Here is a 20498-nt window from a genome sequence, read left to right as displayed (position 1 = left end):
CGCTCGGCTCGTCGGTGACCGACCCGACCGCGACCGACCCGACCGCGACCGACCCCGTGCGCCTCGTCAGGCACCCCCCTTTCGAAATCTGTAATACACGCAGATCTGCGTGTATTACAGATTTCGACACAGGGGGTGCCGGGGGGCGACAGGCGCCCGGGAGCGTGTCCGGTTCTTCCCCCTTGCCCGCATTGGTCCGGACCACCTAGCCTGCGAGCACAGGACGCTCCCCGGGAGGGCTCATGGCTCGCACAGCGCACACCGCCCGCGTCGCCCGCGTCGCCCGCGTCGATCGCGTCGCCCGCGCATCGCGCGCCGGACGCCGCACGATCCGTGGCGCGATCGCCGCCGTCGCCGTGACCACCGCGGTGACGACGGGCCTGGTCGCGAGCGGGGGTGTCCAGGCGGCCCCGTCGGCGGCGGACCCGACGTTGCGCGACCGGTTGACGACGATCCTCGGCGACGCGCGGCTGTCCGGGGCGTCGGCGGCTCTCAGCGTGCGTGACCTCGACACCGGAACCACGCTGTTCGAACAGAACGCCGCGACGCGACTGCTTCCTGCGTCGAACGCCAAGCTGCTGACGTCGGCAGCGGCCCTGGACCTGCTCGGTCCGTCGTACCGGTTCACCACGGATGTGCGGACGGCGAAGGGGGTGCTCTACCTGCGCGGCACGGGCGACCCCACGACGATGGCCGCCGATTACGACCGGCTCGCCGCGGGCGTGCGGCGCGCCGGCATCCGCTCGGTGCGCGGCCTCGTCACGGACGACACGGCGTTCGACCACGTTCCGCTCGCGCCGTTCTGGGCGTGGGACGACGAGCCGTACTACTACTCCGCGCAGACGTCGGCACTGACGGTCGCGCCGAACACCGACGGCGACGCGGGCACCGTGCTCGTCGACGTCCGCCCCGCCCACCGCGCCGGTGCGCGGCCGACGATCACGATGACACCCGCGAACCGCTGGCTGCGCGTGCACAACACCGCCACGACCGGCGCCGCGGGCTCGGCGCCGACGGTGTCGATGGACCGCGAGCACGGCCGCAACGTCCTCGACGTCACCGGCTCGATCCCCGCGGGCGGCGAGACCTACGAGGACCAGCCGACGGTCGAGCGTCCGACCGGGCTCGCCGCGGACGTCTTCACGCGGGCGCTGACCCGGCACGGCGTGCGGGTGGGAGGTCCGGTCCGCGACGCCACCACTCCGTCCGGCGCACGGGTCGTCGCGACCCACCGATCGGTCACCCTGGCGGCGTTGCTGACGCCGTGGCTCAAGCTCTCGAACAACATGATGGCCGAGACGGTCGTCAAGGCGATCGGACGGAAGGTCTCGGGCACCGGCAGCTGGGCCGCGGGCACGGCCGCGGTCGTCGCCGAGCTGGACCGGCTGGGTCTCGACACCTCGACGCTGCAGCTCGAGGACGGATCAGGTCTCGGGCGCGCCGACTACGCCACCACGCAGCAGCTCGTAGCCCTGCTCGCCACCGCACGCTCGAAGCCGTGGTTCGGCACCTGGTACTCGGCGCTCCCCATCGCCGGCAACCCCGACCGCCTCGTCGGCGGGACGCTGCGCAACCGGCTGCGCGGCACGCCTGCCGCGGACAACCTGCACGCCAAGACCGGATCGATGACCGGTGTCAGCGCGCTGTCCGGCTACGTCACCGACGCTGCCGGCCACCACCTCGCATTCTCGATGATCAGCAACAACATGGTGGGCGGCGACGTGAAGCCGCTCGAGGACGCCGTGGCGCTGACGCTGGCCCGGCACGGTGGCGCGGACGCGTCGACGCGGGTGACGATCCGTCCGGCCACGGGTCCCGCGTCAGTGCTCGAATGCTCCTGGACCCGCACCTGCTGACCGCTCGACCGGAGGACGGATCACCAGCACCGCCACGACCACGGCGAGCACGATCGCAGTGAGGAACACCGGCACCGGCAGCAACGGGTCGAGCAGCACGAGGACGGCGCCGACCGGCACCACGGTGTTGACCACGGAGTCGGCGCTGCCGCGCAGCGCGAGCCACCAGATGCCGAGCACGAACACCGCGACCGGCACCGTGACGGTGAAGGACGCGGCGACGTCGCCGAGTTCCGTGTGGTCGGTGGCGGCGTCGATCTCGACCTCGATGCCGGCCGAGAACGCAGCCGCGGCCGCGAAGACGAAGTAGTGCACGTAGCCGTAGCGCAGCGATTGCCGCAACGAGCCGATGGCCACGTGGTGCGGCGGCCAGAAGTAGATCCACCACAGCGCGGCCGTCACGACGAGCGCGGTGACCGAGATGCCGATCAGCGGCGCGAGCGCCTCGTCCTCGTTGACGGCCTCGATGACCGCGTTCGCCGAGGCCAGCAGGCTCTCACCGAGCAGGATCAGCGTGAACAGCCCGTACCGCTCGGTGATGTGATGCGCATGCCACGGCGTCGTGCCGCGACGCTCGGCCACCGCCGGTACCGCGATCTCGGCGAGGATCAGCACGACGATCGCCACCGGCCGCACGTCGTGCGGCAGCGCCAGGGCCGCCAACCACAGCACCTGCACGGCGGCGATACCCACGGCGTAGGTGCGGCACGTGCGGCGCAGGGCGGCGTCCTCGCCGCGCGACGCGCGCAGCCACTGCCCCACCATGGCGACTCGCATGACGACGTACCCGGCCACGATGATCACGGGGTTGCCGTCGTCGAAGAACCGATGGATGCCCGCGGCGAGAACGAGCACACCGCCCATCTGGACGATGGTCATCACGCGGTACAGCCAGTCGTCCGTCGCGTACGAGGTGGCGAACCACGTGAAGTTCATCCACGCCCACCAGATCGCGAAGAACACGATGGCGAACCTGCCGAGCCCGTCGAGCACGTGGTCCTCGGTCAGGTAGTGGTGCAGCTCGACCGCGGCGATGCTCACCGCCACCACGAAGACCAGGTCGAAGAACAGCTCGAGCGAGCTCGCCACCCGGCCGGGCTCGTGCGGGTCCCGGGGCCGCATCGGCAGCAGGCGGGCACGGCTCGGCGTCGGGGCTGACGTCATGGTCGGTCAGTCTTCCACCAGCACGGCGTGCCAGCGACGCCGCGCGGCGAACACCTCCGGACGGCCGCGGCCGAAGTGCACGTGGTTGGTCAACAGCACAGCCCAGCGCCCCGTGACCGGGTCGAGAGCGACGCTGGTGCCGGTGAAGCCGGTATGGCTGACCGCGCCGTCCCCCCACCCGGCGGACAGGATGTCGTGACCGTCGCCGCGGCACGTCCAGCCGAGCCCACGATGTCCGCCGAGACCGGCCGTGCGGTCACGGAACGCGTCCGACGGCCACGTCCCGTCCCGCCACGGCGCGAGCAGGGCGAGCACGTCGGCGAGCGACCCGAACAGCCCGGCGTGCCCGGCGACTCCCCCGGCGAGCTGGGCGTTCTCGTCGTGCACGACTCCCAGCGTGGGAACGCCGTCGTAGATCTCGGTGGCGGCGATGCGCCCGGCCCACGAAGCGGGCGGACGGAACCGGGCACCGCCGGGCAGGCCGTCCGCCAGCTCGTCCAGCGGACGGCCGCTGACGGCGACGACGGCACCGCCCACCAGCACGAACCCGATGTCGGAGTACGCGACCCGCGTGCCCGGCCCGGCCTCGAGCGGCACGGCCGCGGCCTGGCGCACGAGCTCGTCCGACGACGTCGCCGTGAACCGCACGTGCGCCGGCAACCCCGACGTATGCGTGAGCAGGTACTCGACCGTGAGCCGCGGATCGACGTCCGGCAGGTACTCGCGGACGGCAGCGTCGAGCGCGAGGTGACGCAGCGCCAGCGGTGTCGTCACGAGCACCTTCGTCAGCGACGCGAGATCGAACACGGTGTCGGCGGTGAACGGGCGTCCGACGGTGGTGTCGGCCTGCCCGAGCACCCAGGTCCGTTGGACTTCGGAACCCACTCCGACCGCGGCGACGACCCCGGGCCACAGCCCGGCCGCGACCCCCTCGTGCAGCAGCTCGTCCGCCGCGGTGACGTTCACCCGTACGTGTGCTCGGTGCTGCCCGACGCGAGCGCGGTGACGGCCCGGAAGCAGCGGATCGCCTGCTTCATCGTCGGCAGCTCCCACGCCACACGGCGGACGTCGACCTGCTCGACGTCGGGGATGCCCGTGCACAGCACCACGGGATTCGTCGAGTCGAACTCCACCTCGTAGCGCCACGGCCCCGAGGAGGACGGCACGGCGGGCAGCGGGTCGAGCGCCCCGGCGGCCGCGTCGCGGATCCAGGCGGACGTCCGCTCGGGTGCGTGGCAGATCGCGGTGTAGCGGTCGACGCACTCCTTGACCGCGACGAGCGCGGCATCGGGCGCGTAGGTGCGGGCGTCGTCGCAGGCGCGGTCGTCGCCGGTGACGAGAACGACGGGCACGCCGAACTCGGCGGCGAGCGCGGCGTTCATGTACCCCTCACTGCAGGGCGCGCCGTTGAGCCAGACGCCGGTGATCGTCCCGGGCAGGTAGGTGTGGGCGAGCACGCCCTGCTGGCCCGCGCCGGCGTGGTAGCCGACGAACGCGACGGCGTCGTACCCGCGGTCGATGCCCTCCATCATCGACCAGGGCTTGTGCCGTCCGGTGAGCAGCGCGGCCCGGGCGTCGAGGCGGTCGCGCAGCAGGTTGCGCTGCGTCGAGTGCGCCTCGTTGACCAGCACCTCGGTCGCGCCCGCGTCGAAGAAGCCCTGGACGGCCGCGTTGACGTCGTCGGTGAAGAACTGCCGGTGGTACTCCCACCGCGGGTTGCCCGGTTCGACGTCGTCGGGCCACGTCACGCCGGTGACGCCCTCCATGTCAGCCGAGACGAGCACCCGCACCGGCGGCCTCCTTCGACAGCGTCGTGCCCGCGAAGTGGCACGCCACTCCGGCGGCGTCCGCATCGAGCACGGCGGGGTCGTCCCGCTCGCACGCGGACACGTCCGTTCCCGCGGCGGCGAGGTCGCGCCGCCGCGGGCAGCGGGGGTGGAAGCGGCATCCGGACGGGATCGCCGTCGGGTCCGGGGGCTCACCGGGGATGAGCGGCGGAAGCTGTTCGCGGGTGGCGTCGGGGACGACAGCCAGCAGCGCCTGCGTGTACGGGTGCTGCGGCCGCAGCAGGACGTCCTCGACGGTGCCGACCTCGACGATGCGCCCGAGGTACATCACCGCGACGCGGTCGGCGATGTTCCACGCCAGACCGAGGTCGTGGCTGACCACGAGCGCCGAGAGCCCGAGCTCGTCGCGCAGTGACAGCAGCAGCGCGAGGATCTCGCCCCGCACGGACGCGTCGAGCGACGCGACCGGCTCGTCCGCCACGAGGACGGACGGGTTCAGCGCGAGCGCACCCGCGATGACGACACGCTGCTGCTGCCCGCCGGACAGCTCGTAGGGGTACCGGTCGACGAACGTCTCGGGCGGACGCAGCCCGGCCCGCGACAGCGACTCGTGCACGAGCTCGTCGAGCCCGTCGCGGAGGCCGTGCAGCCGCGGGCCCTCGGCCACGGCGTCGTACACGTTCTGTCGCGGGTTCAGCGCACCACCCGGGTCCTGCAGGACGAGCTGCACGCTGCGCCGGTACTGCTTGAGCGCCTTCGCGCGGAACGGACGGGGCACGCCGGCGCACGCGATCGACCCGTGCGTGGGCTCGACGAGCCCGACGATGGCGCGCGCGAGCGTCGACTTGCCGCAGCCGGACTCGCCGATGAGCGCGACGATCTCGCCCGCGCCGACGGTCAGGTTGACGCCGTCGACCGCCTTCGCCGGCGGACGCCCGCGCCGGGCGGGGTACACGACGGACAGGTCGTCGATGTCGATGCCGTTGCTCGGGGTGCTCACACCGTCACCGGCTTCCGTCCGGGCTGCACCTTGAGGCAGGCCGAGCGGTGGTCGGGACCGGCGTCCCACAGTTCGACCGGCTCGGTGTCGCAGGCGTCGAACCGTTCCGGGCAGCGGGGCGCGAACGGGCACCCCGTGCCGAGTGCGCGCGGGTCGGGCGGGTCGCCGGGCAGGCCCGCGGGCGCCCGGCGCGACGCGGGGTCGCCGATGCGGGGGAACGCCGCCGCCAGGGCACGCGTGTAGGGGTGTTTCGGCGCGGACACCAGCTGGTGCGACGGTCCGGTCTCGACGACCTGGCCCGCGTACATGACGGCCATGCGCTCGCAGGTCTCGGCGAGCACGGTCAGGTCGTGGCTGATCATCATCATGCCGATGCCCGCGTCGCGCACCAGGTCGGCGAGCAGGGACAGCACCTGCGCCTGCACGATGACGTCCAGGGCGGTGGTGGGTTCGTCGGCGATGACGAGCTTCGGACGGCACGCGAGTGCCATCGCGATCATGACGCGCTGCCGCTGCCCGCCGGACAACTCGTGCGGGTACGCGTCGCGTCGCCGCGAGGGCACGCCGACGCTGTCGAGCAGGTCGGCGACGCGGCGGCTCACCGCGGCGCCGCGGATCTTCTCGTGCAGTTCGATGGGTTCGGCGATCTGGCTGCCGATGGTGCGGACGGGGTTGAGCGCGCTCATCGCGCCCTGGAACACGACGGACGCCTGCGCCCAGCGCACCGCGCGCAGCTCGCCCCAGCGTGCGGTGGTGAGCTCGGTGCCGTCGAACTCGACCGAGCCGGTCACCTTCGCCGAGTCGGGCAGCAGGCGCAGCAGGGCCAGCGCCAAGGTCGACTTGCCCGACCCGGACTCGCCGGCGACACCGAGCGTCTGCCCGGCATCGAGGTCGACGTCCACACCGCGGACGGCCGGAACGTCGGTCGCACCGGTGCGGTAGGTGACGGAGAGATCGCGCACGCGCAGCAGCATCAGCGCCCCCTCGGGTTGAGCACGGTCTCGACCGCGCGGCCGACGAGCGTGAACCCGAGCACGACGACGAGGATCGCCAGGCCAGGCGGCAGCACGTACCACCAGGCGCCGCCGCTGACGGCGCCCTGCCCGAACGCGTCGTGCAGCATGCCGCCCCACGACACCTCGCCGTCGCCACCGAGACCCAGGAACGTCAGCGTCGTCTCGGCGAGGATCGCGCTCGCGACGGTGAGCGTCGCCGACACCAGGATCAGCGGCGCGACGTTCGGGAACACGTGCCGCGCGACGATCTGCAGGTCACCGGCGCCGAGCACCTTGGCGCGCTCGACGAACGGACGGGCCTCGACCGCGAGCGTCTGCGCGCGCACGAGCCGCGCGGTACTCGTCCACGAGGTCACCGCGATGGCGATCGTGATCGACACCTGCCCTCGTTCGAGAACTGCCGCCAGCGAGATCGCCAACGGCAGGGCGGGCAGGGCGATGAACCAGTCGGTGACGGTCATGAGGATACGGCCGACAAGTCCCTGGTAGTGCCCGGCCAGCAGGCCGACCACGCTGCCCAGCACCATCGTCAGGGCGGTGGCGATCAGACCCACGAGCAGCGACGAGCGCGAGCCCCAGATCAGCAGCTCGGCGACGGAACGCCCGGCCTGGTCGGTGCCGAGCCAGTAGTCGGCGCTCGGTCCCTGCAGGCTCGGGCCGGTCGCCTGCGTGACGTCGAGGTCGGCGTCGGAGATGAACAGGGGCGCGGTCAGCGCGCCCAGCGCGGTCAGCGCCAGCACCGTGAGCCCGGCGACGCCCGTGGGCATGCGGACGAGTTGCGCGAACACACCACGGCGACCTTGCCGCCCCGGCACCGTCACCGGGGTCTCGAGGGCGGTCACTGCGCACGCACCCGCGGGTCGAGCCACCGGTAGAGCAGGTCGGCGACGAGGTTCATCGCGATGACCGAGGCGCTGAAGAACAGGAAGCAGCCCTGCAGCAACTGCACGTCCGGGCCGTTGAGCGCCTGGTAGGTCAGATAACCCAACCCGGGCCACGAGAACACGGTCTCGACGGTGATGGCGCCGCCGATGATGCCGCCGAGGTGCAGGAAGATCACGGTGACGGACGGCAGCAGCGCGTTGGGCACCGCGTGCCGGCGCCGCACGACGTCGTCGCGCAGGCCTTTCGCGCGCGCGGTGAGCAGGTACGGGCTGCCGAGCTCGTCGATGATCGACGACCGCATGATCGTCAGGTACTGCGCGAACACGACGAGAACCAGGGTCGTCACCGGCAGCACGAGGTGCTGGGCGGTGTCGAGCACCTCGCCGATCCACCCACCGGTCACCACCGGCGAGTTCATGCCGCCGGTCGGCAGGATGCCCGACAGCGGGCCGAGCCCGACGGCGAACACGACGAGCAGGATGAGCCCGAGCCAGAACGTCGGCACCGACCACAGCGTGATCGACGCGCCCGAGACGACGCGGTCGAAGGTGCTGCCGCGCCGCCACCCCGCGCGGGCGCCGAGCCACAGGCCGAGCGCCACCGAGATCACGGTCGACGTGCCGAGCAGCAGCAGCGTCGGGCCCAGCCGGTCGAGGATCAGCGACGACACCGGGCTGTTGAACTGGAACGAGTACCCGAGCCGGAAGTGGATCAGGTTGTCCCAGTAGTTCGCGTACTTCTCGCCCAGCGGCAGGTTCGCGCCGATCTGGTCCTCGAGCGCGCGCTTCTGCTCGGCGCTGACCTGACGTCCGCGGGTGATCGCGCCCGCCGGGTCCTTGGAGATGACGTTGAACAGCAGGAACCCGATGTTCAGCGCGACGAACAGGCTGACCACCGCGGCGAGCACCTTGCCGCCGAGGTAGCGCAGCAGCTGTCCACGGCCCGCGCCGGTGGGCGGCGTCTCGCGCGCCTCCGGTTCGTGTTCGGCCGCGACGAGCGCGGTCTCGGGCGAGCTGAGGGTCACGGTTACTCCCGGTCGGCAGCGGTCGAGCGGCGGCGCAGCAGCACGACGGCCGCGACACCGACGATCACGACGACCACCACGACGAGACCGACGACGAGACCGGTGTTCGACCCGCTGTCGGAACTCGCGGACGGCTCGGCGAGGCGCCAGTTGCGCGTGTAGTTCTGGTACGGGTAGAAGCCCTGCGCGTCGGCCTTGCCGGTGATGAAGTCCTTCGCCGAATCCTTCCGGACGGCCGACAGGTTGTTCTGGTAGTAGAGGATCAGGTCGACGTTCGCGTCGTAGAGGATCTTCTGCATCTGCGCCCAGATCGCGGCCCGCTCGCTCGTGTCGAACGTCTGCAACTGCTTGTTGTAGAGCGCGTCGTACTGCTTGTCGCAGAAGAACGCGTCGGTGTTGCCGTTGTCGCCCGCGGCGTTGTCGGGCAGCGTGCCGCAGGTCTGGATGCCGAGCAGGTAGGTCGGGTCGGGACCGGTGCCCCAGCCGTCCATGAACATGTCGAAGTCACCCTTGGACAGCTGGTCGTTCAGAGCACTCGAGCTCAGCGGCTCCGTCTTGACCTCGATGCCGACCTTCTTCAGCCAGCCGACGACGTACTCGGCGATCTGGGCGTCCGTGGTCGAGTCGGAGTGGGTGCCGAGCCGCAGGCTGAGTGCCTTGCCGGTCTTCGGGTCCTTGCGGACGCCGTCGCCGTTCTTCGTGTACCCGGCCTTGTCGAGCATGGCGTTCGCCGCGGACGGGTCGTACGGCGTGACCGTGCTCGGCTTCCACGTGAAGTTCGGGAAGGCGGGCGGCAGGTAACCCGCGCCCGTCTGGCCGAGACCGTTGAGCACCCGCTTCACCAGGGTCTGCTTGTCGATCGCCATCGCGATCGCCTTGCGCACCGTGGGATCGGTGAGCGCCGGGTTGCCCGTGCCGATCTTCTTGCCCGACTTGGTGCGGGCACCCGGGTTGATCTCGATGCCCGTCCAGCGCGCGCCGACCTGCGGGTAGGTCGTGATGCTGCCGTCCTTCTTCAGCGCCGCGAACTCGGTTGGCGTGATGCGGTCGACCTGGTCGATCTCACCGCTGCGCAGGGCGGACACGGCGGCGTCGTTGTTCTTGAAGTACTGCAGCACGACGGTGTCGTACTTCGGGGCGCCGAGGAAGAAGTCCTTGTTCGCCTTGAGCACGGTCGACTGCTCGGTCTTGTACGACTGCAGCGAGAACGGCCCGTAGCCGACGACCGGGGTGCTGGTGTTGGTGAAGTCGCCGAGCCCCTTCACCTTCGACTGCCACACGTGCTGCGGCACGATCGGCACCTGTCCGACGGAGTCGAGCAGGTTGACCTGCGGCGCCTTGGTGGTGATGACGACCGTGGTGTCGTCCGAGGCCTTCACCGAGGCGACGTTGTCGAGCAGCTGTCCGTTGGCGGTCGCCGCCGTCGGGTTGCTCAGGATGAGGTTCATCGTCCACGCGACGTCCTTGGACGTGATCGGCTTGCCGTCCGTCCACTTCAGGTTCTTGTGCAGCGCGAACGTCCAGGTCTTGCGGTCGCTCGTCGTCTTCCACGAGTCGGCGAGGTAGTGCTCGGGCAACCGCTTCGCGTCGCCCCACACCAGCGTCGGGTAGATCTGGCTGATCGGGTCCAGCTCGCCCTGCGCGTACGCCAGGAACGGGTTGAACGTGACCACCTGCGACAGCGAACCGACGGTGAACGTCGACGCGCCGTCGGCGCGGGCGGGGCGGCTCGGCAGCACCGAGACCAGCGCGGCCAGCACGAGGGCGAGCAGCGCGGCGAGACCGCGCCGGGCGCGGCCCGTGGCGACGTCTCCCGTGGCGGGGTTGCGACCGGTCATGGGGTCTCCTTCACTTCGGCTGTCACGAACGTGGACAGCACGTGGACACCGAACTCGAGGCTGTCGACGGGGATCTGCTCGTCGACGCCGTGCACGTAGCGCTCGGCGGGGAACTCGGGCGGGGTGCGGCCGGGCATGAAACCGAAGCAGTCGATGCCGAGGCGGGCGAACGCCTTGGCGTCGGTGCCGCCGCCGAGCACGAACGGCAGCACGAGGGCGTCGGGGTCGTGCCGCCGCACCGCGTCCGCCATGGCCGCGAACGCGGGTGAGGTGTGGTCGGCACCGACGGGCGCGGCGAAGCTGTCGAACTCGCGCGTGACCCGCGCGGGCAGCAGCGCGTCGACGGCGGCGAAGAACTCGTCCTCGAGACCGGGCAGGATGCGGCCGTCGACGTGCGCCACCGCCTCGGACGGGATGACGTTCACCTTGTACCCGGCGCTGAGCATCGTCGGGTTGAGCGAGTTCGCGAGGGTGCGCTCGACGTAGCCGTACGCGTCGCCGAGCGCCGCGCGCAGCCCGTCCGCGTCGGAGGCGTCGAGGCGGACGCCGAGCCGGTCGCCCACGCCGTCGAGGAACGCCTGCACGACGGGGATCGAGCGGACGGGCCACTCGATGTCGGCCAGCGCGGTGACGGCGCGGGTCAGTGACGTGACCGCGTTGTCGGCGGTGGTGCGCGAGCCGTGACCCGCCGTGCCGCGGGCTCGCAGCGTCATCCACGCCGTGCCGCGCTCCCCCGCGCCGATCGCGTAGAGCCGGCTGCCGTCGGGCAGCACCGTGAGCCCGGCACCCGACTCGCCGATGCCGGTGGTCACGCCCTCGAACAGCCCGGCGTGCTGCTCGACCAGGAAGCCCGCGCCGTACTCGCCGGTGTCCTCCTCGTCGGCGACGAACGCGAGGACGACGTCGCGGGCGGGCTGGTCGCCGCGGCGCGCGAGGTCCCGCGCGACGGCGAGCATCATGCCGTCCATGCCCTTCATGTCCAGGGCCCCGCGGCCGAGCAGGTGGCCGTCGCGCAGCTCGCCGCAGAACGGGTCGAAGGCCCAGTCGGACGCCTCCGCCGGAACGACGTCGAGGTGTCCGTGCACGAGCAGGCCCGGTGCGTCCCGGTCGCGTCCGGCGATGCGGACGACGGTGCTCGCCCGTCCCGGCGCCGACTCGAGCACCACGGGCTCGTAACCGCAGTCGGTGAGCTCGCCGGCGACCCACTCGGCCGCGTCGCGCTCGCCGCGGGAGTCGCCACCGCCGAAGTTCGTGGTGTCGAACCGGATGAGGGTGGCGGTGTCGGACACCGCGTCCCGGGCCAGGGTGCTCATCCGACGTCCTCGTACCACTGCAACGACTCGGCGACCGCGGCCTCGTGCTCGGCGCGGCGGGCGGCGCCCTTGGCGCCCGCGGCAGTGGCGGCCGCGAGAGCGTGGGCGAGGGCGACGACGGCCGGGCCCGCGGGCGCCGGTTCCGGGGCGACGACCCGCAGCACGTGCTCGGCGACCAGGGCCACCGGTGCCGACGTGTCGTCGGTGACGGCGACGACGGTCGCCCCGCGCTCGGCGAACTCGCGGGTGAGGCGGACGGTCAGCCGGCTGTACCGGCGGAAGCTGAAGACGGTGAGCGAGTCGCGGGCCTGCACGTCGGCGGCCGCGGCCAGGACGCCCGCGGCGCTGGGGTCGACGAGCACGACCTGTGCGAGGGCGGTCGTGAGGTCGGACGTGAACAATTGCGCGTATCCGCGCGAACGCAGGTCGCCGAAGACCCACCGCCGCCGGCTGCCCAGCACGGCGCCGGCGGCGGCCTCGAGCACGCCGGTCGCACGAGCGCTGACGAGCGTGTCGGTGACGGCCGCGGAGGCGAGCCGGGCGACGGCGTCCGGGTCGGGGCGGGACGTCGCCACCGACGTGGTGGCCCGCCGCCGCGGACGGGCGCCCGGCTGTTCACGGGCGGCCCGGTCACGGAGGTCGTCGAGGCCGTCGAAACCCGCGGCGCGGACGAGTTCGGTGACATCGGCCGACCGCACGCCGGCCGCGCGGGCGAGCTGCGCCGGACGCTGCGCCAGCGAGGCGGGGTAGTCGCGCGCGAGCTCGTCGACCAACCGGGGCGCCCGTCCACCGCACAGCAGGGCGGCTTCGCGCAGCAGGTCCAGCACCGGTGTCGGCGCGAACCCAGGGGCGGACCCCGCGGCGCGGGCCGACTGCGAGGAGCTGCTGTGCGCGGTGATGCCGTTCCCCCTTCCCGGCGACGGGTGGTCCGGACCTGATTCGGTACGAGTGAAGATGTCCTTTTGAATCCGTATACCGGATTTGTCGTTTCGGCATACTCTCACCACATGTCGCGCCTAACAACCCCTGGTGCCGAGGTCGGTCACGGCGCGCCGGAGGCCGCTCCGGCATCCCGTCCGGCGATCGACGACGGCGACGCCGATCGCCTGCTCGCAGCCCTCGGAACCCGTCTCGCGGAGGCGCGGCGGCGGCGCGGGGTGACGCTCGCGGTCGTCGCCGGACGCAGCGGGCTGTCACCGGCGTACGTCAGCCAGATCGAGTCCGGGGCGGCGAACCCGACCCTGCGCGCCCTCAGTCAGGTGGCCGCCGCCGTGGGCGTACGGCTGTCGTCGCTGCTCGACGGCCCACCGGCGCCGGAGCCGGCGGCGTTCGCGCCGCGCGTGAACCGCGCGGCTTTGGCGCACGGCCGCGCGGGGTCGCCGGGCGTGTGGGAGCACACCGCACCCGGGTCGACCCGGTTGGTCGCGCGCCTCGTGCACGGCGAGGCGGGCGATCACGGCGACGCCGTCCGGCACCAGGGCGAGGAGTACGTGCTGGTCGTGCGCGGGTCGTGCCGGCTGCACGTCGACGGCGCCGCCCACGAGCTCGCGTCGGGCGACGCGTGCCACTTCCCGGCCGGCGCCGACCACCGCCTCGACGCGGTGAGCGACGACCTCACCCTCTGCGTCGTCATGAGCGCCTCGTGACCGCCCCACTGATCCGTCCGCCGGCCCTGCGGCCGGGCGACCGTGTCGCGGTGCTGTCGGCGAGCAGCGCCGTCCCCGCCGAGTCGCTCGAGGCCGGCCTGGCACGGCTGCGGGCGGCCGGACTGGATCCGGTCGTCCTCGGGTCGGCGCGGGACGCCGGCTCGTGGCGCCCCTACCTGGCCGGAACCGACGAGCTGCGCGCGCGTGACCTGCAGCAGGCGTTGACCGACCCCACGATCGCCGGCGTGCTCGTCGCCCGCGGCGGAAGCGGCGCCGGGCGCACGGTCGCCGCCGTCGACTGGGACGCGGTGCGCGGCGCCGCCCCGAAGATCGTCGCCGGCTACTCGGACGTCACCGCGGTGCTCGAGGCCGTGGCCGTCGAGCTCGGCTGGGCGTCCGTCCACGGGGCCACGACGGCCTCGGACGGCGAGCACGCGGCGGTCTCCACCGACTCGCTGCTCGAGATGGTGATGTCCCCACCCGACACGATCACGTTCCCGGCCGCCCGCATCGCGGTGGGCGGTGTGGCGCGCGGCGTCACGGTCGGCGGCAACGTGTCGGTGCTCGAGGCGTCGCTGGGGACGCCGACGTCACGCCCGGCCGCGGGCGGCATCGCGCTGTTCGAGGACCTGGAGGAGCCGCCGTACCGCCTCGACCGCATGTTCACGCACCTGCTGCGGGCCGGCTACCTCGACGGGGTCGCGGGCATCGTGTGCGGCCGGTTCTCCGACTGCGGCCCGGACGAGCTGGTGGCGGACATCCTCCTCGAGCGGCTCGGCGGCCTCGGCGTGCCGATGGTGCTCGACGCCGACATCGGCCACAGCGGTCCGAACCGGGCCTTCCCGATCGGGGTCGCGGCCGAGCTGGACGCCGACGCGGGCACCGTCCGCCTCGTGGAGCCGACCGCTGGCGGGTGACCATTCCTCCTGCTAACTTCACACTTATCTAACATCGGTCGTCCCCGGAGACCCCCATGCCGCATCCCGTCCCCCGCCGGGTCGCCACCCTCGCCACCGTGCTGCTGCTGCTCGCCGCCGGGCTCGTCGCGCCCGCCGGGTCGGCGTCCGCGTCGGCACTCGCGAAGAAGCGGACGACCACGTACGCGTCGCTGAGCACCACCTCGATCACGGTCGGCAGGACCGCGAGCGTCCGGTCGGCGACCCGTCCGAAACAGCGCGGCCACCGCGTGTCCCTGCAGCAGAAGGTCGGCACGCGCTGGAAGACCGTGCAGCGCAAGCGACTCGGCACGGCCTCGCGGGTGACGTTCACCGTCCGGGGCGTCACCGCCGGAACGAAGCTGTTCCGCGTCTACGACCCCGCCACCCGCCGCTACCGCGCGTCGCTGTCGCGGACGCTCAAGCTGGTCGTGAAGAAGAAGCCCGTGGCCTCGTCGAAGTGCACGCCCGGGTACAGCCCGTGCATCGCACCCGGCCCGGACGTCGACTGCGCGGGCGGCAACGGCGACGGTCCCCGATTCGTCGAAGGCCCCGTCCTCGTCTCGGCCTCGGGCCAGGATCCCTACCGCCTCGACCCCGACCGCAACGGGCTCGGCTGCGGCTGAACGCCGATTCGCGAAGCCAAGGGCCGCAGGACGCGTCCGCGGGCGGCCGCGATGTCCGAGGCACGCCGGATTCGTCCGGGCGGACGCCGCCGGCGATGACCTTCGTCCCGGACGGGCGCCACGCGCTGCGGACAGGATCACGTCTCGTTCCCTAGCCGAAGGATCTTCATGCAGCACCGTCGCCCGGCCCGCCTCGCCGCCCTCGTCGTGGCCACCCTCCTCGTGCTGCTGGGGGTGGCGACCCGGGCGGACGCCCGCCCCGGTTCGCGCACCTACGCAACGCTGGCGCAGTCGTCCATCACGCTCGGACAGGCGGTGGCGATCCGCTCCGCGGTCACGCCGAACCAGTCGGGACGCAGCGTGTACCTGCAGAAGCACACGCGCAGCGGGTGGGTGACGCTGCAGCACCGGTACCTGAACGGCGCCTCCCGGCACACGTTCTCGCTGCGACCGGGATCGAGCGGCGACAAGTACCTGCGCGTCTACTTCAAGGGACGCGCCGCGCGGGCCGGCTCGCTGTCGAGGACCGTCGTGCTGCACGTACGCCCCAAGCCGTCCAGCGGCGGCGGCGGTGGCGGTGGCACCGGCGGTGGATCGTGCACGTCGGGCTACAGCCCGTGCATCCCGATCGGGTCGGACGTCGACTGCGAGGGCGGCTCGGGCAACGGACCGCGTTACGTCAGCGGCCCGATCTACGTCACCGGCTCGGATCCCTACGACCTCGACCGTGACGGCGACGGCATCGCCTGCGAGAGCTGAGCTACAGCTCGATCTGCACCCGCGCGACCTGCTCGCACAGCCCGACGAGCACCGCGCGGTGGCGGTTGTGCTCCTCGTCGGTGTCGTAGGCGCGGTACGCCTCGGCGTCCGTCCAGTCGTTGGTGATCGCGAACGACCATCCGCCGTCGCGCAGGCCGAGGTCGCGGCCGAGCTTCATGTCGACGAGGCCGGGCAGGGCGAGCGCGGCGATGCCGGCGAGGGCGTCGTCGAGCGCGCGCTGCTGCGCGTCGTCCAGGTCGTCGCGAACCCTGCCCAGCACCACGTTGCGCACCATGGGTCCTGCCTACCATGAGGCCGTGCCGACACTGACGCTGCTGACCGGCGCCGGGATCTCGACCGACTCCGGCATCCCCGACTACCGCGGGCCGCAGGGACTGTGGCGGCAGGACCCCGAGAACGAGAAGCTCGTGACGTACGACTACTACGTCGCGGACGCCGACATCCGTCGCCGGTCGTGGCTGGCCCGGCAGGCCAACCCGGCGTGGAACGCGTCGCCGAACGCGGCCCACCTCGCCGTCGCCGCCCGTCCGGACGCGTGGGTGATCACGCAGAACGTCGATCGGCTGCACCAGCGCGCCGGCTCCCCCGCCGACCGGGTGCTCGAACTGCACGGCAACATGGTCGAGGCGGAGTGCATCGACTGCGCCGCCCGTTCCACCACGCAGGAGGCGCTCGACCGGCTCGCCGCCGGCGAGGACGATCCGCGCTGCCTCGTCTGCGGCGGCATCCTCAAGACCGCGACCGTCATGTTCGGGCAGATGCTCGACGAGCGCGTGCTGCGGCAGGCGGCGTCGGCCGCCGAACAGGCGGACGTCTTCGTCGCCGTCGGCACGTCGCTGCAGGTGCACCCCGCCGCCGGGCTCGTCGACATCGCCGCCGCCCACGGGGCGCGCATCGTGATCGTCAACGACGAGCCGACCCCCTACGACGACCTGGCGGACGAGATCGTCCGCGAGCCGATCGGGACGTCGCTCCCGGCGCTGCTCGAGCGGCTCTGACGCGCAGGTTCCGCCTGGCCCCATCCGAGCGTCGCGCCGTCCACCCTTGGCCCCATCCGAGCGTCGCGAGCAGGCCGCTTGGCCCCATCCGAGCGTCGCCAGTTGATCTCCATCGCGACGCTGCCATGGGGCCGAGGCTGGATGCAGCGTCGCGGCGGGTACGCGTCAGCCGAGCCGCTTCCGCTCGTCCGCGGCCCAGGCGGCGAGCAGGCCGCGGTAGTGGGCGACGAAGTGGTCGTGCTCGTGCGGCGGGAAGGTGGAACGCACGACGTCGACGAGAAGGTTGTCGAAGTCGGCCCCCTCGACCCACTCGAGCACGACCTCGTCGAGGTGGCCGAGGCGTGAGGCGCAGAAGTCGTGGTAGCGCTCGACGTCGAAGTAGGCGTCGGCGAGCGCGCGGTACTCGGTGAGCTTCTCGGCGTACGACAGGTCGTCGCGGTCGGCGACGTCGAAGTAGCGGCGGGTGTCGAGGTCGTAGCGGGGCTTGCGTCCGGTGGCGGTGCAGAAGACCGACCACTTGACGAGCGCCTTCATCGCCCAGGGGAAGTAGTAGTGCAACGAGGTGAGGGCGACGTCGGGGCACGCGTTGGCGTAGTCGATCGGGCAGACCTCGCTGCCGCGGACGAGTGTCTCGCAGGAGTTGAACTCCCAGCGGAAGAACGCGTTCACGAGCCGCCCGATGGTCACGGCCTCGTCGCCGGTCTGCGCGTCGAGGAAGTCGTGCGACACCGAGTAGCGCGCGTGCATCGGCTGGTCGGGATCGAAGTTCATCACCATCGTCTCTGCACCGATCGACAGGCTGCGGGCGAAGACGTCGAAGCCGTCGACGGCCTTCTGCAGGTGCATCAGCCGCTGCCCGGACTCGTCGTAGGCGCGGTGCAGGTCCTCGGGCCCCTTCAGCTGGCTGACGCCCACCCACGCCCCACCGTCGTAGGGCTTCATGAACATGGGGTAGCCGATGCGCTCGGCGATCGCGTCGAGGTCGAAGGGCTGGTTGTACCGGGCCGCGGTGTAGGCGTACTTCGCGTGCTCGGGCGGATTCTTGTACGGGACGAGGACGGTGTCGGGCACCTTGAGGCCGAGCCGCATCATCGCGCAGTAGGCGGCGTGCTTCTCCATCGACTGGAACGTGAACGGGCTGTTGAGCAGGTACATGTCGTCCATGAGGGCGACCTTCTTGAGCCACTCGCGCGGCACGTAGTACCAGTAGGCGAGCCGGTCGATGACGAGATCGTGGCGCGGCTTGTCGCGCAGGTCGAACGGCTCGATGGTGACCCGCTCGGTGCTGTAGGTGTGCTCACCGCCGAGGCCGTCCGTCACGGGACCCATGCGGCGCACGATCGACTCGAAGGCGGTGGGCCAGTCCTCCTCGGTGCCCAGCAGCAGTCCGATCAGGTGGTTCGTCACGAGCCAGATCCCTTCGACGGGTGAATCAGCAGAACCTCGGTAGGTGGTGCGCCAGCTGGCGTTGCCACGACGGCCAGTCGTGGGGCACGTCGTGGCCCCACACGTCGAGCTCGTGGCGGATTTCCTGACGCCCCAGGACGTCCGCGAACGCGCGGGTGCTGGGCAGCGCCTGCGTGGGTGAGACCTCCCAGGCGCCCCGGCCCACGACGAGCAGCAGGCTCAGCCGTTCGCGCAACCACGACAGATGGTCACCGCCCAGATTGGGCACGTAGGCGAACGGGTTGTTGAAATAGGTCGCGTCGCCCGGCTCACCCCACGCGTGCCAGGTGGTCGGGTCGTAGTTGCCCGACATGCAGATGGCGAGCGGGAAGACGTTTGCGTGCTTCAGCGCAATGTTGGCGGCGTGATAGGCGCCGAGGCTCGCGCCGACGGTGATGATCTCGCCGGCGCCGCCGCAGTCGGCCGCGATCCACGGCACGACGGTGTTCAGCAGCCAGTTCTCGTAGACCCCGTGGCGCTGCGCGCGTTCTTCGATCGACACGTCGCGCGCCGACCACGTCCAGGCGTCCGCGCTGTCGACCGCGTACAGCTTGACCCGTCCGGCGTCGACGAGATCGGCGACGGCCCCGATGAGCCCGTTGTCCTCGAGGTCCCAGGCCCGTCCGGCCTCGGCGGGGAACAGCAGCACCGGACGTCCCCAGTGCCCGTACGCGATCAGGTCGGCACCGTCGAGGTGCACGTGGTCACGACGCACGGCGCACCAGCTCGGTCAGGTGAGGGTGCAGGGCGTCGCGCCAGGCCACGAAGTTGTGCGCGTCGCGCACGGCGTGCAACTCGGCCGGGTATCCCAGCCGCCGCAGCGTCGTCGTCATGGTGCGGTTGTTGGCCAGGTTCTCCTCGACCGTGCCGCAGGTGAGCACGGTGGGCACAGGCGCGAGGTCGCCGTCCGCATCGTGCACGGACGCGACGAACGAGGTGACGGCCTCGTAGCCGCTGAAGCCCGACTCCTGCCCGTCGAGCTCAGGGGTGAAGAAGCTGGACGACTGCAGGAACAGCCCGCCCAGCAGCGTGGGGTGCCGGCGGTGCAGGTGCAGCATCGCGAGCCCGCCCAGGCTCGCGCCCACCCCGACCCGGACGGTCGCGGACACCTTCGGCAGGGCAGCGGCCACGGCGTCGGCATACCCGTCGTTGGCCGCGTACCAGTCGTTGCGGTCGCCCGGATCCAGGAGCACCGCCCGGGACGGCGGCACCGATCCGTCCGCGATCATCGCCGCCAGCCAGGCGGTGAACCGGGCCATGCCGTCGAACTCGGGGCCGTCGTGCACCACCAGCAGGGGCGCGGGGCCGTCGAGGCCGGTCGGGGTCCAGACCCGCACCGGCGTGCCGAGGACGTCGGCGCCGGCCTCGGTGAACGACCCGGGCACGCCGTCGGCCCCGAGCCAGGCAGGGGCCTCGTAGCCGTCGAACTCGAGCACCGACTTCTCGCCGAACGCGCCCGGGGCGCGCCGGTCGTGCACCGGGTCGGTCGTCGTCCAGGACCGGCCGTTGTGGTCGGTGACCTCGAACAGGTACTCCATGCGCAGGACGTCCGGCTGCTCGAACTCCAGCTGCCAGGCGCCGGGCACGCGGGCGAACTCGACGTCGGTGAGGCCGACGTCCTGCTCGAGGCGCACCCGCGCCAGCCGTCTCGGCCGGTCGGCGAGCGTGAGGGTGACGGTCATACCCCGACGTGCGCGAGGGCGTGCAGCAGCAGCGTGCTCTGGCCGCCGACCATCTCCGAGAGCACCCGGGTGTCCTTGGCGTCCGGCGGCTTGAACCACGTGATCTCGAGAGCGTCCTGGCGGGGCTCGCAGTCACCCTCGACGGGGATGACGAAGGCCAGGGACACCGCGTGTTGCCGGGGGTCGTGGAACGGCGTGATGCCGGGGACGGGGAAGTACTCGGCGACCGTGAAGGGCTGCGGCGACGGGGGCACCCGGGGCAGGGCCAGCGGGCCGAGGTCCTTCTCGAGGTGGCGCAGCAGAGCCTGCCGCACCCGCTCGCCGTAGTAGACCCGGCCGGACACGAGGGCGCGACTCATGTTGCCGTCGGCATCGGCCCGCAGCAGCAGTCCCACCTCGGTGACCTCGCCGGCCTCGTCGACCCGCACGGGCACGGCGTCGACGTACAGGATCGGCAGGCGCATCCGCGCCGAGTCCATCTCCTCGTTGCTCAACCAGGCGC

General features: G+C 72.0%; 21 protein-coding genes. 6 read left to right on the top strand and 15 right to left on the bottom strand.

Features of this window, described 5'->3' with window-relative positions; translation table 11 throughout:
* The first annotated feature begins 242 nt into the window (after positions 1-242).
* Positions 243-1856, top strand: coding sequence for a D-alanyl-D-alanine carboxypeptidase/D-alanyl-D-alanine-endopeptidase (gene dacB / locus ACYVP9_RS14565; RefSeq protein ID WP_460605625.1), 1614 nt, complete (start codon positions 243-245; stop codon positions 1854-1856).
* Here the strand turns inward: dacB and ACYVP9_RS14560 are convergent.
* Genes ACYVP9_RS14560 through ACYVP9_RS14515 form a run of 10 tightly spaced genes read right to left on the bottom strand, consistent with a single transcriptional unit; the run spans position 1821 to position 12710 of the window.
* Positions 1821-3020 carry a low temperature requirement protein A gene (locus ACYVP9_RS14560; RefSeq protein ID WP_460605624.1) on the bottom strand — a complete coding sequence of 400 codons (1200 nt, stop codon included), beginning with the start codon at positions 3018-3020 and terminating at the stop codon, positions 1821-1823. The two genes, dacB and ACYVP9_RS14560, sit on opposite strands and share 36 nt — an antisense overlap.
* A 6-nt stretch (positions 3021-3026) precedes the next feature.
* Positions 3027-3986 carry a serine hydrolase domain-containing protein gene (locus tag ACYVP9_RS14555; RefSeq protein WP_460605623.1) on the bottom strand — a complete coding sequence of 320 codons (960 nt, stop codon included), beginning with the start codon at positions 3984-3986 and terminating at the stop codon, positions 3027-3029.
* Complete coding sequence (locus tag ACYVP9_RS14550) at positions 3983-4810, bottom strand: M55 family metallopeptidase (RefSeq protein ID WP_460605622.1); 828 nt, start codon at positions 4808-4810, stop codon at positions 3983-3985. Before ACYVP9_RS14550 ends, ACYVP9_RS14555 begins: the two co-directional genes overlap by 4 nt.
* On the bottom strand, positions 4788-5807 hold the full coding sequence (locus tag ACYVP9_RS14545; RefSeq protein WP_460605620.1) for an ABC transporter ATP-binding protein: 1020 nt from the start codon (positions 5805-5807) through the stop codon (positions 4788-4790). Before ACYVP9_RS14545 ends, ACYVP9_RS14550 begins: the two co-directional genes overlap by 23 nt.
* A complete protein-coding gene (locus ACYVP9_RS14540; RefSeq protein ID WP_460605619.1) occupies positions 5804-6781 on the bottom strand; it encodes an ABC transporter ATP-binding protein in 978 nt (325 codons plus the stop codon). Before ACYVP9_RS14540 ends, ACYVP9_RS14545 begins: the two co-directional genes overlap by 4 nt.
* Positions 6781-7665, bottom strand: coding sequence for an ABC transporter permease (locus tag ACYVP9_RS14535; RefSeq protein WP_460605618.1), 885 nt, complete (start codon positions 7663-7665; stop codon positions 6781-6783). Before ACYVP9_RS14535 ends, ACYVP9_RS14540 begins: the two co-directional genes overlap by 1 nt.
* Positions 7662-8732, bottom strand: coding sequence for an ABC transporter permease (locus tag ACYVP9_RS14530; protein ID WP_460605617.1), 1071 nt, complete (start codon positions 8730-8732; stop codon positions 7662-7664). Before ACYVP9_RS14530 ends, ACYVP9_RS14535 begins: the two co-directional genes overlap by 4 nt.
* A gap of 2 nt (positions 8733-8734) precedes the next feature.
* Positions 8735-10570 (bottom strand): ABC transporter substrate-binding protein, encoded by a 1836-nt coding sequence (locus tag ACYVP9_RS14525; protein ID WP_460605616.1) that lies wholly within the window; start codon positions 10568-10570, stop codon positions 8735-8737.
* A complete protein-coding gene (locus ACYVP9_RS14520; protein WP_460605614.1) occupies positions 10567-11883 on the bottom strand; it encodes a M20/M25/M40 family metallo-hydrolase in 1317 nt (438 codons plus the stop codon). The genes ACYVP9_RS14525 and ACYVP9_RS14520 overlap by 4 nt, the downstream gene beginning before the upstream one ends.
* Positions 11880-12710 (bottom strand): MurR/RpiR family transcriptional regulator, encoded by an 831-nt coding sequence (locus ACYVP9_RS14515; RefSeq protein WP_460605613.1) that lies wholly within the window; start codon positions 12708-12710, stop codon positions 11880-11882. Before ACYVP9_RS14515 ends, ACYVP9_RS14520 begins: the two co-directional genes overlap by 4 nt.
* 180 nt (positions 12711-12890) lie before the next feature.
* Here ACYVP9_RS14515 and ACYVP9_RS14510 point away from each other — a divergent pair, with 180 nt between their 5' ends.
* From ACYVP9_RS14510 to ACYVP9_RS14495, 4 genes are all read left to right on the top strand, one after another.
* The gene (locus ACYVP9_RS14510) at positions 12891-13529 is read left to right on the top strand and encodes a helix-turn-helix domain-containing protein (protein ID WP_460605612.1); all 639 of its coding nucleotides are present in this window, start codon (positions 12891-12893) and stop codon (positions 13527-13529) included.
* The gene (locus ACYVP9_RS14505) at positions 13526-14446 is read left to right on the top strand and encodes a S66 peptidase family protein (RefSeq protein WP_460605610.1); all 921 of its coding nucleotides are present in this window, start codon (positions 13526-13528) and stop codon (positions 14444-14446) included. Before ACYVP9_RS14510 ends, ACYVP9_RS14505 begins: the two co-directional genes overlap by 4 nt.
* A gap of 56 nt (positions 14447-14502) precedes the next feature.
* On the top strand, positions 14503-15090 hold the full coding sequence (locus ACYVP9_RS14500; RefSeq protein WP_460605609.1) for a hypothetical protein: 588 nt from the start codon (positions 14503-14505) through the stop codon (positions 15088-15090).
* A 168-nt stretch (positions 15091-15258) separates the two neighbouring features.
* A complete protein-coding gene (locus tag ACYVP9_RS14495) occupies positions 15259-15849 on the top strand; it encodes a hypothetical protein (RefSeq protein ID WP_460605607.1) in 591 nt (196 codons plus the stop codon).
* 1 nt (position 15850) lies between these two features.
* Here ACYVP9_RS14495 and ACYVP9_RS14490 read toward each other — a convergent pair whose 3' ends face one another.
* Positions 15851-16144, bottom strand: coding sequence for an antibiotic biosynthesis monooxygenase family protein (locus tag ACYVP9_RS14490; protein WP_460605606.1), 294 nt, complete (start codon positions 16142-16144; stop codon positions 15851-15853).
* Between ACYVP9_RS14490 and ACYVP9_RS14485 the strand changes: the two genes are divergently transcribed.
* A complete protein-coding gene (locus ACYVP9_RS14485) occupies positions 16143-16868 on the top strand; it encodes an SIR2 family NAD-dependent protein deacylase (protein WP_460605605.1) in 726 nt (241 codons plus the stop codon). The two genes, ACYVP9_RS14490 and ACYVP9_RS14485, sit on opposite strands and share 2 nt — an antisense overlap.
* Positions 16869-17033: 165 nt before the next feature.
* Here ACYVP9_RS14485 and ACYVP9_RS14480 read toward each other — a convergent pair whose 3' ends face one another.
* The 4 genes from ACYVP9_RS14480 to ACYVP9_RS14465 are packed head-to-tail and all read right to left on the bottom strand — an operon-like array spanning position 17034 to position 20475.
* Positions 17034-18275, bottom strand: coding sequence for an ATP-grasp domain-containing protein (locus ACYVP9_RS14480; protein WP_460605604.1), 1242 nt, complete (start codon positions 18273-18275; stop codon positions 17034-17036).
* A gap of 25 nt (positions 18276-18300) precedes the next feature.
* Positions 18301-19029, bottom strand: a complete 729-nt coding sequence (locus ACYVP9_RS14475) for an esterase family protein (RefSeq protein ID WP_460605603.1) — start codon at positions 19027-19029, stop codon at positions 18301-18303.
* On the bottom strand, positions 19019-19996 hold the full coding sequence (locus ACYVP9_RS14470; RefSeq protein WP_460605602.1) for an alpha/beta hydrolase: 978 nt from the start codon (positions 19994-19996) through the stop codon (positions 19019-19021). Before ACYVP9_RS14470 ends, ACYVP9_RS14475 begins: the two co-directional genes overlap by 11 nt.
* Positions 19993-20475 (bottom strand): NUDIX hydrolase family protein, encoded by a 483-nt coding sequence (locus ACYVP9_RS14465; RefSeq protein WP_460605914.1) that lies wholly within the window; start codon positions 20473-20475, stop codon positions 19993-19995. The genes ACYVP9_RS14470 and ACYVP9_RS14465 overlap by 4 nt, the downstream gene beginning before the upstream one ends.
* Positions 20476-20498 lie beyond the last annotated feature (23 nt).

The sequence above is a fragment of the Jatrophihabitans fulvus genome (assembly GCF_054781375.1).
Note: the sequence above shows the minus strand (reverse complement) of the source record. Positions and strands in the feature narration are given on the sequence as shown.

Coding starts and splice junctions, on each gene's coding strand:
- dacB (WP_460605625.1), top strand. CDS start 243: ATGGCTCGCACAGCGCACACCGCCCGCGTCGCCCGCGTCGCCCGCGTC.
- ACYVP9_RS14560 (WP_460605624.1), bottom strand. CDS start 3,020: ATGACGTCAGCCCCGACGCCGAGCCGTGCCCGCCTGCTGCCGATGCGG.
- ACYVP9_RS14540 (WP_460605619.1), bottom strand. CDS start 6,781: ATGCTGCTGCGCGTGCGCGATCTCTCCGTCACCTACCGCACCGGTGCG.
- ACYVP9_RS14525 (WP_460605616.1), bottom strand. CDS start 10,570: ATGACCGGTCGCAACCCCGCCACGGGAGACGTCGCCACGGGCCGCGCC.
- ACYVP9_RS14520 (WP_460605614.1), bottom strand. CDS start 11,883: ATGAGCACCCTGGCCCGGGACGCGGTGTCCGACACCGCCACCCTCATC.
- ACYVP9_RS14510 (WP_460605612.1), top strand. CDS start 12,891: ATGTCGCGCCTAACAACCCCTGGTGCCGAGGTCGGTCACGGCGCGCCG.
- ACYVP9_RS14500 (WP_460605609.1), top strand. CDS start 14,503: ATGCCGCATCCCGTCCCCCGCCGGGTCGCCACCCTCGCCACCGTGCTG.
- ACYVP9_RS14495 (WP_460605607.1), top strand. CDS start 15,259: ATGCAGCACCGTCGCCCGGCCCGCCTCGCCGCCCTCGTCGTGGCCACC.
- ACYVP9_RS14485 (WP_460605605.1), top strand. CDS start 16,143: ATGGGTCCTGCCTACCATGAGGCCGTGCCGACACTGACGCTGCTGACC.
- ACYVP9_RS14490 (WP_460605606.1), bottom strand. CDS start 16,144: ATGGTGCGCAACGTGGTGCTGGGCAGGGTTCGCGACGACCTGGACGAC.
- ACYVP9_RS14470 (WP_460605602.1), bottom strand. CDS start 19,996: ATGACCGTCACCCTCACGCTCGCCGACCGGCCGAGACGGCTGGCGCGG.
- ACYVP9_RS14465 (WP_460605914.1), bottom strand. CDS start 20,475: ATGGACTCGGCGCGGATGCGCCTGCCGATCCTGTACGTCGACGCCGTG.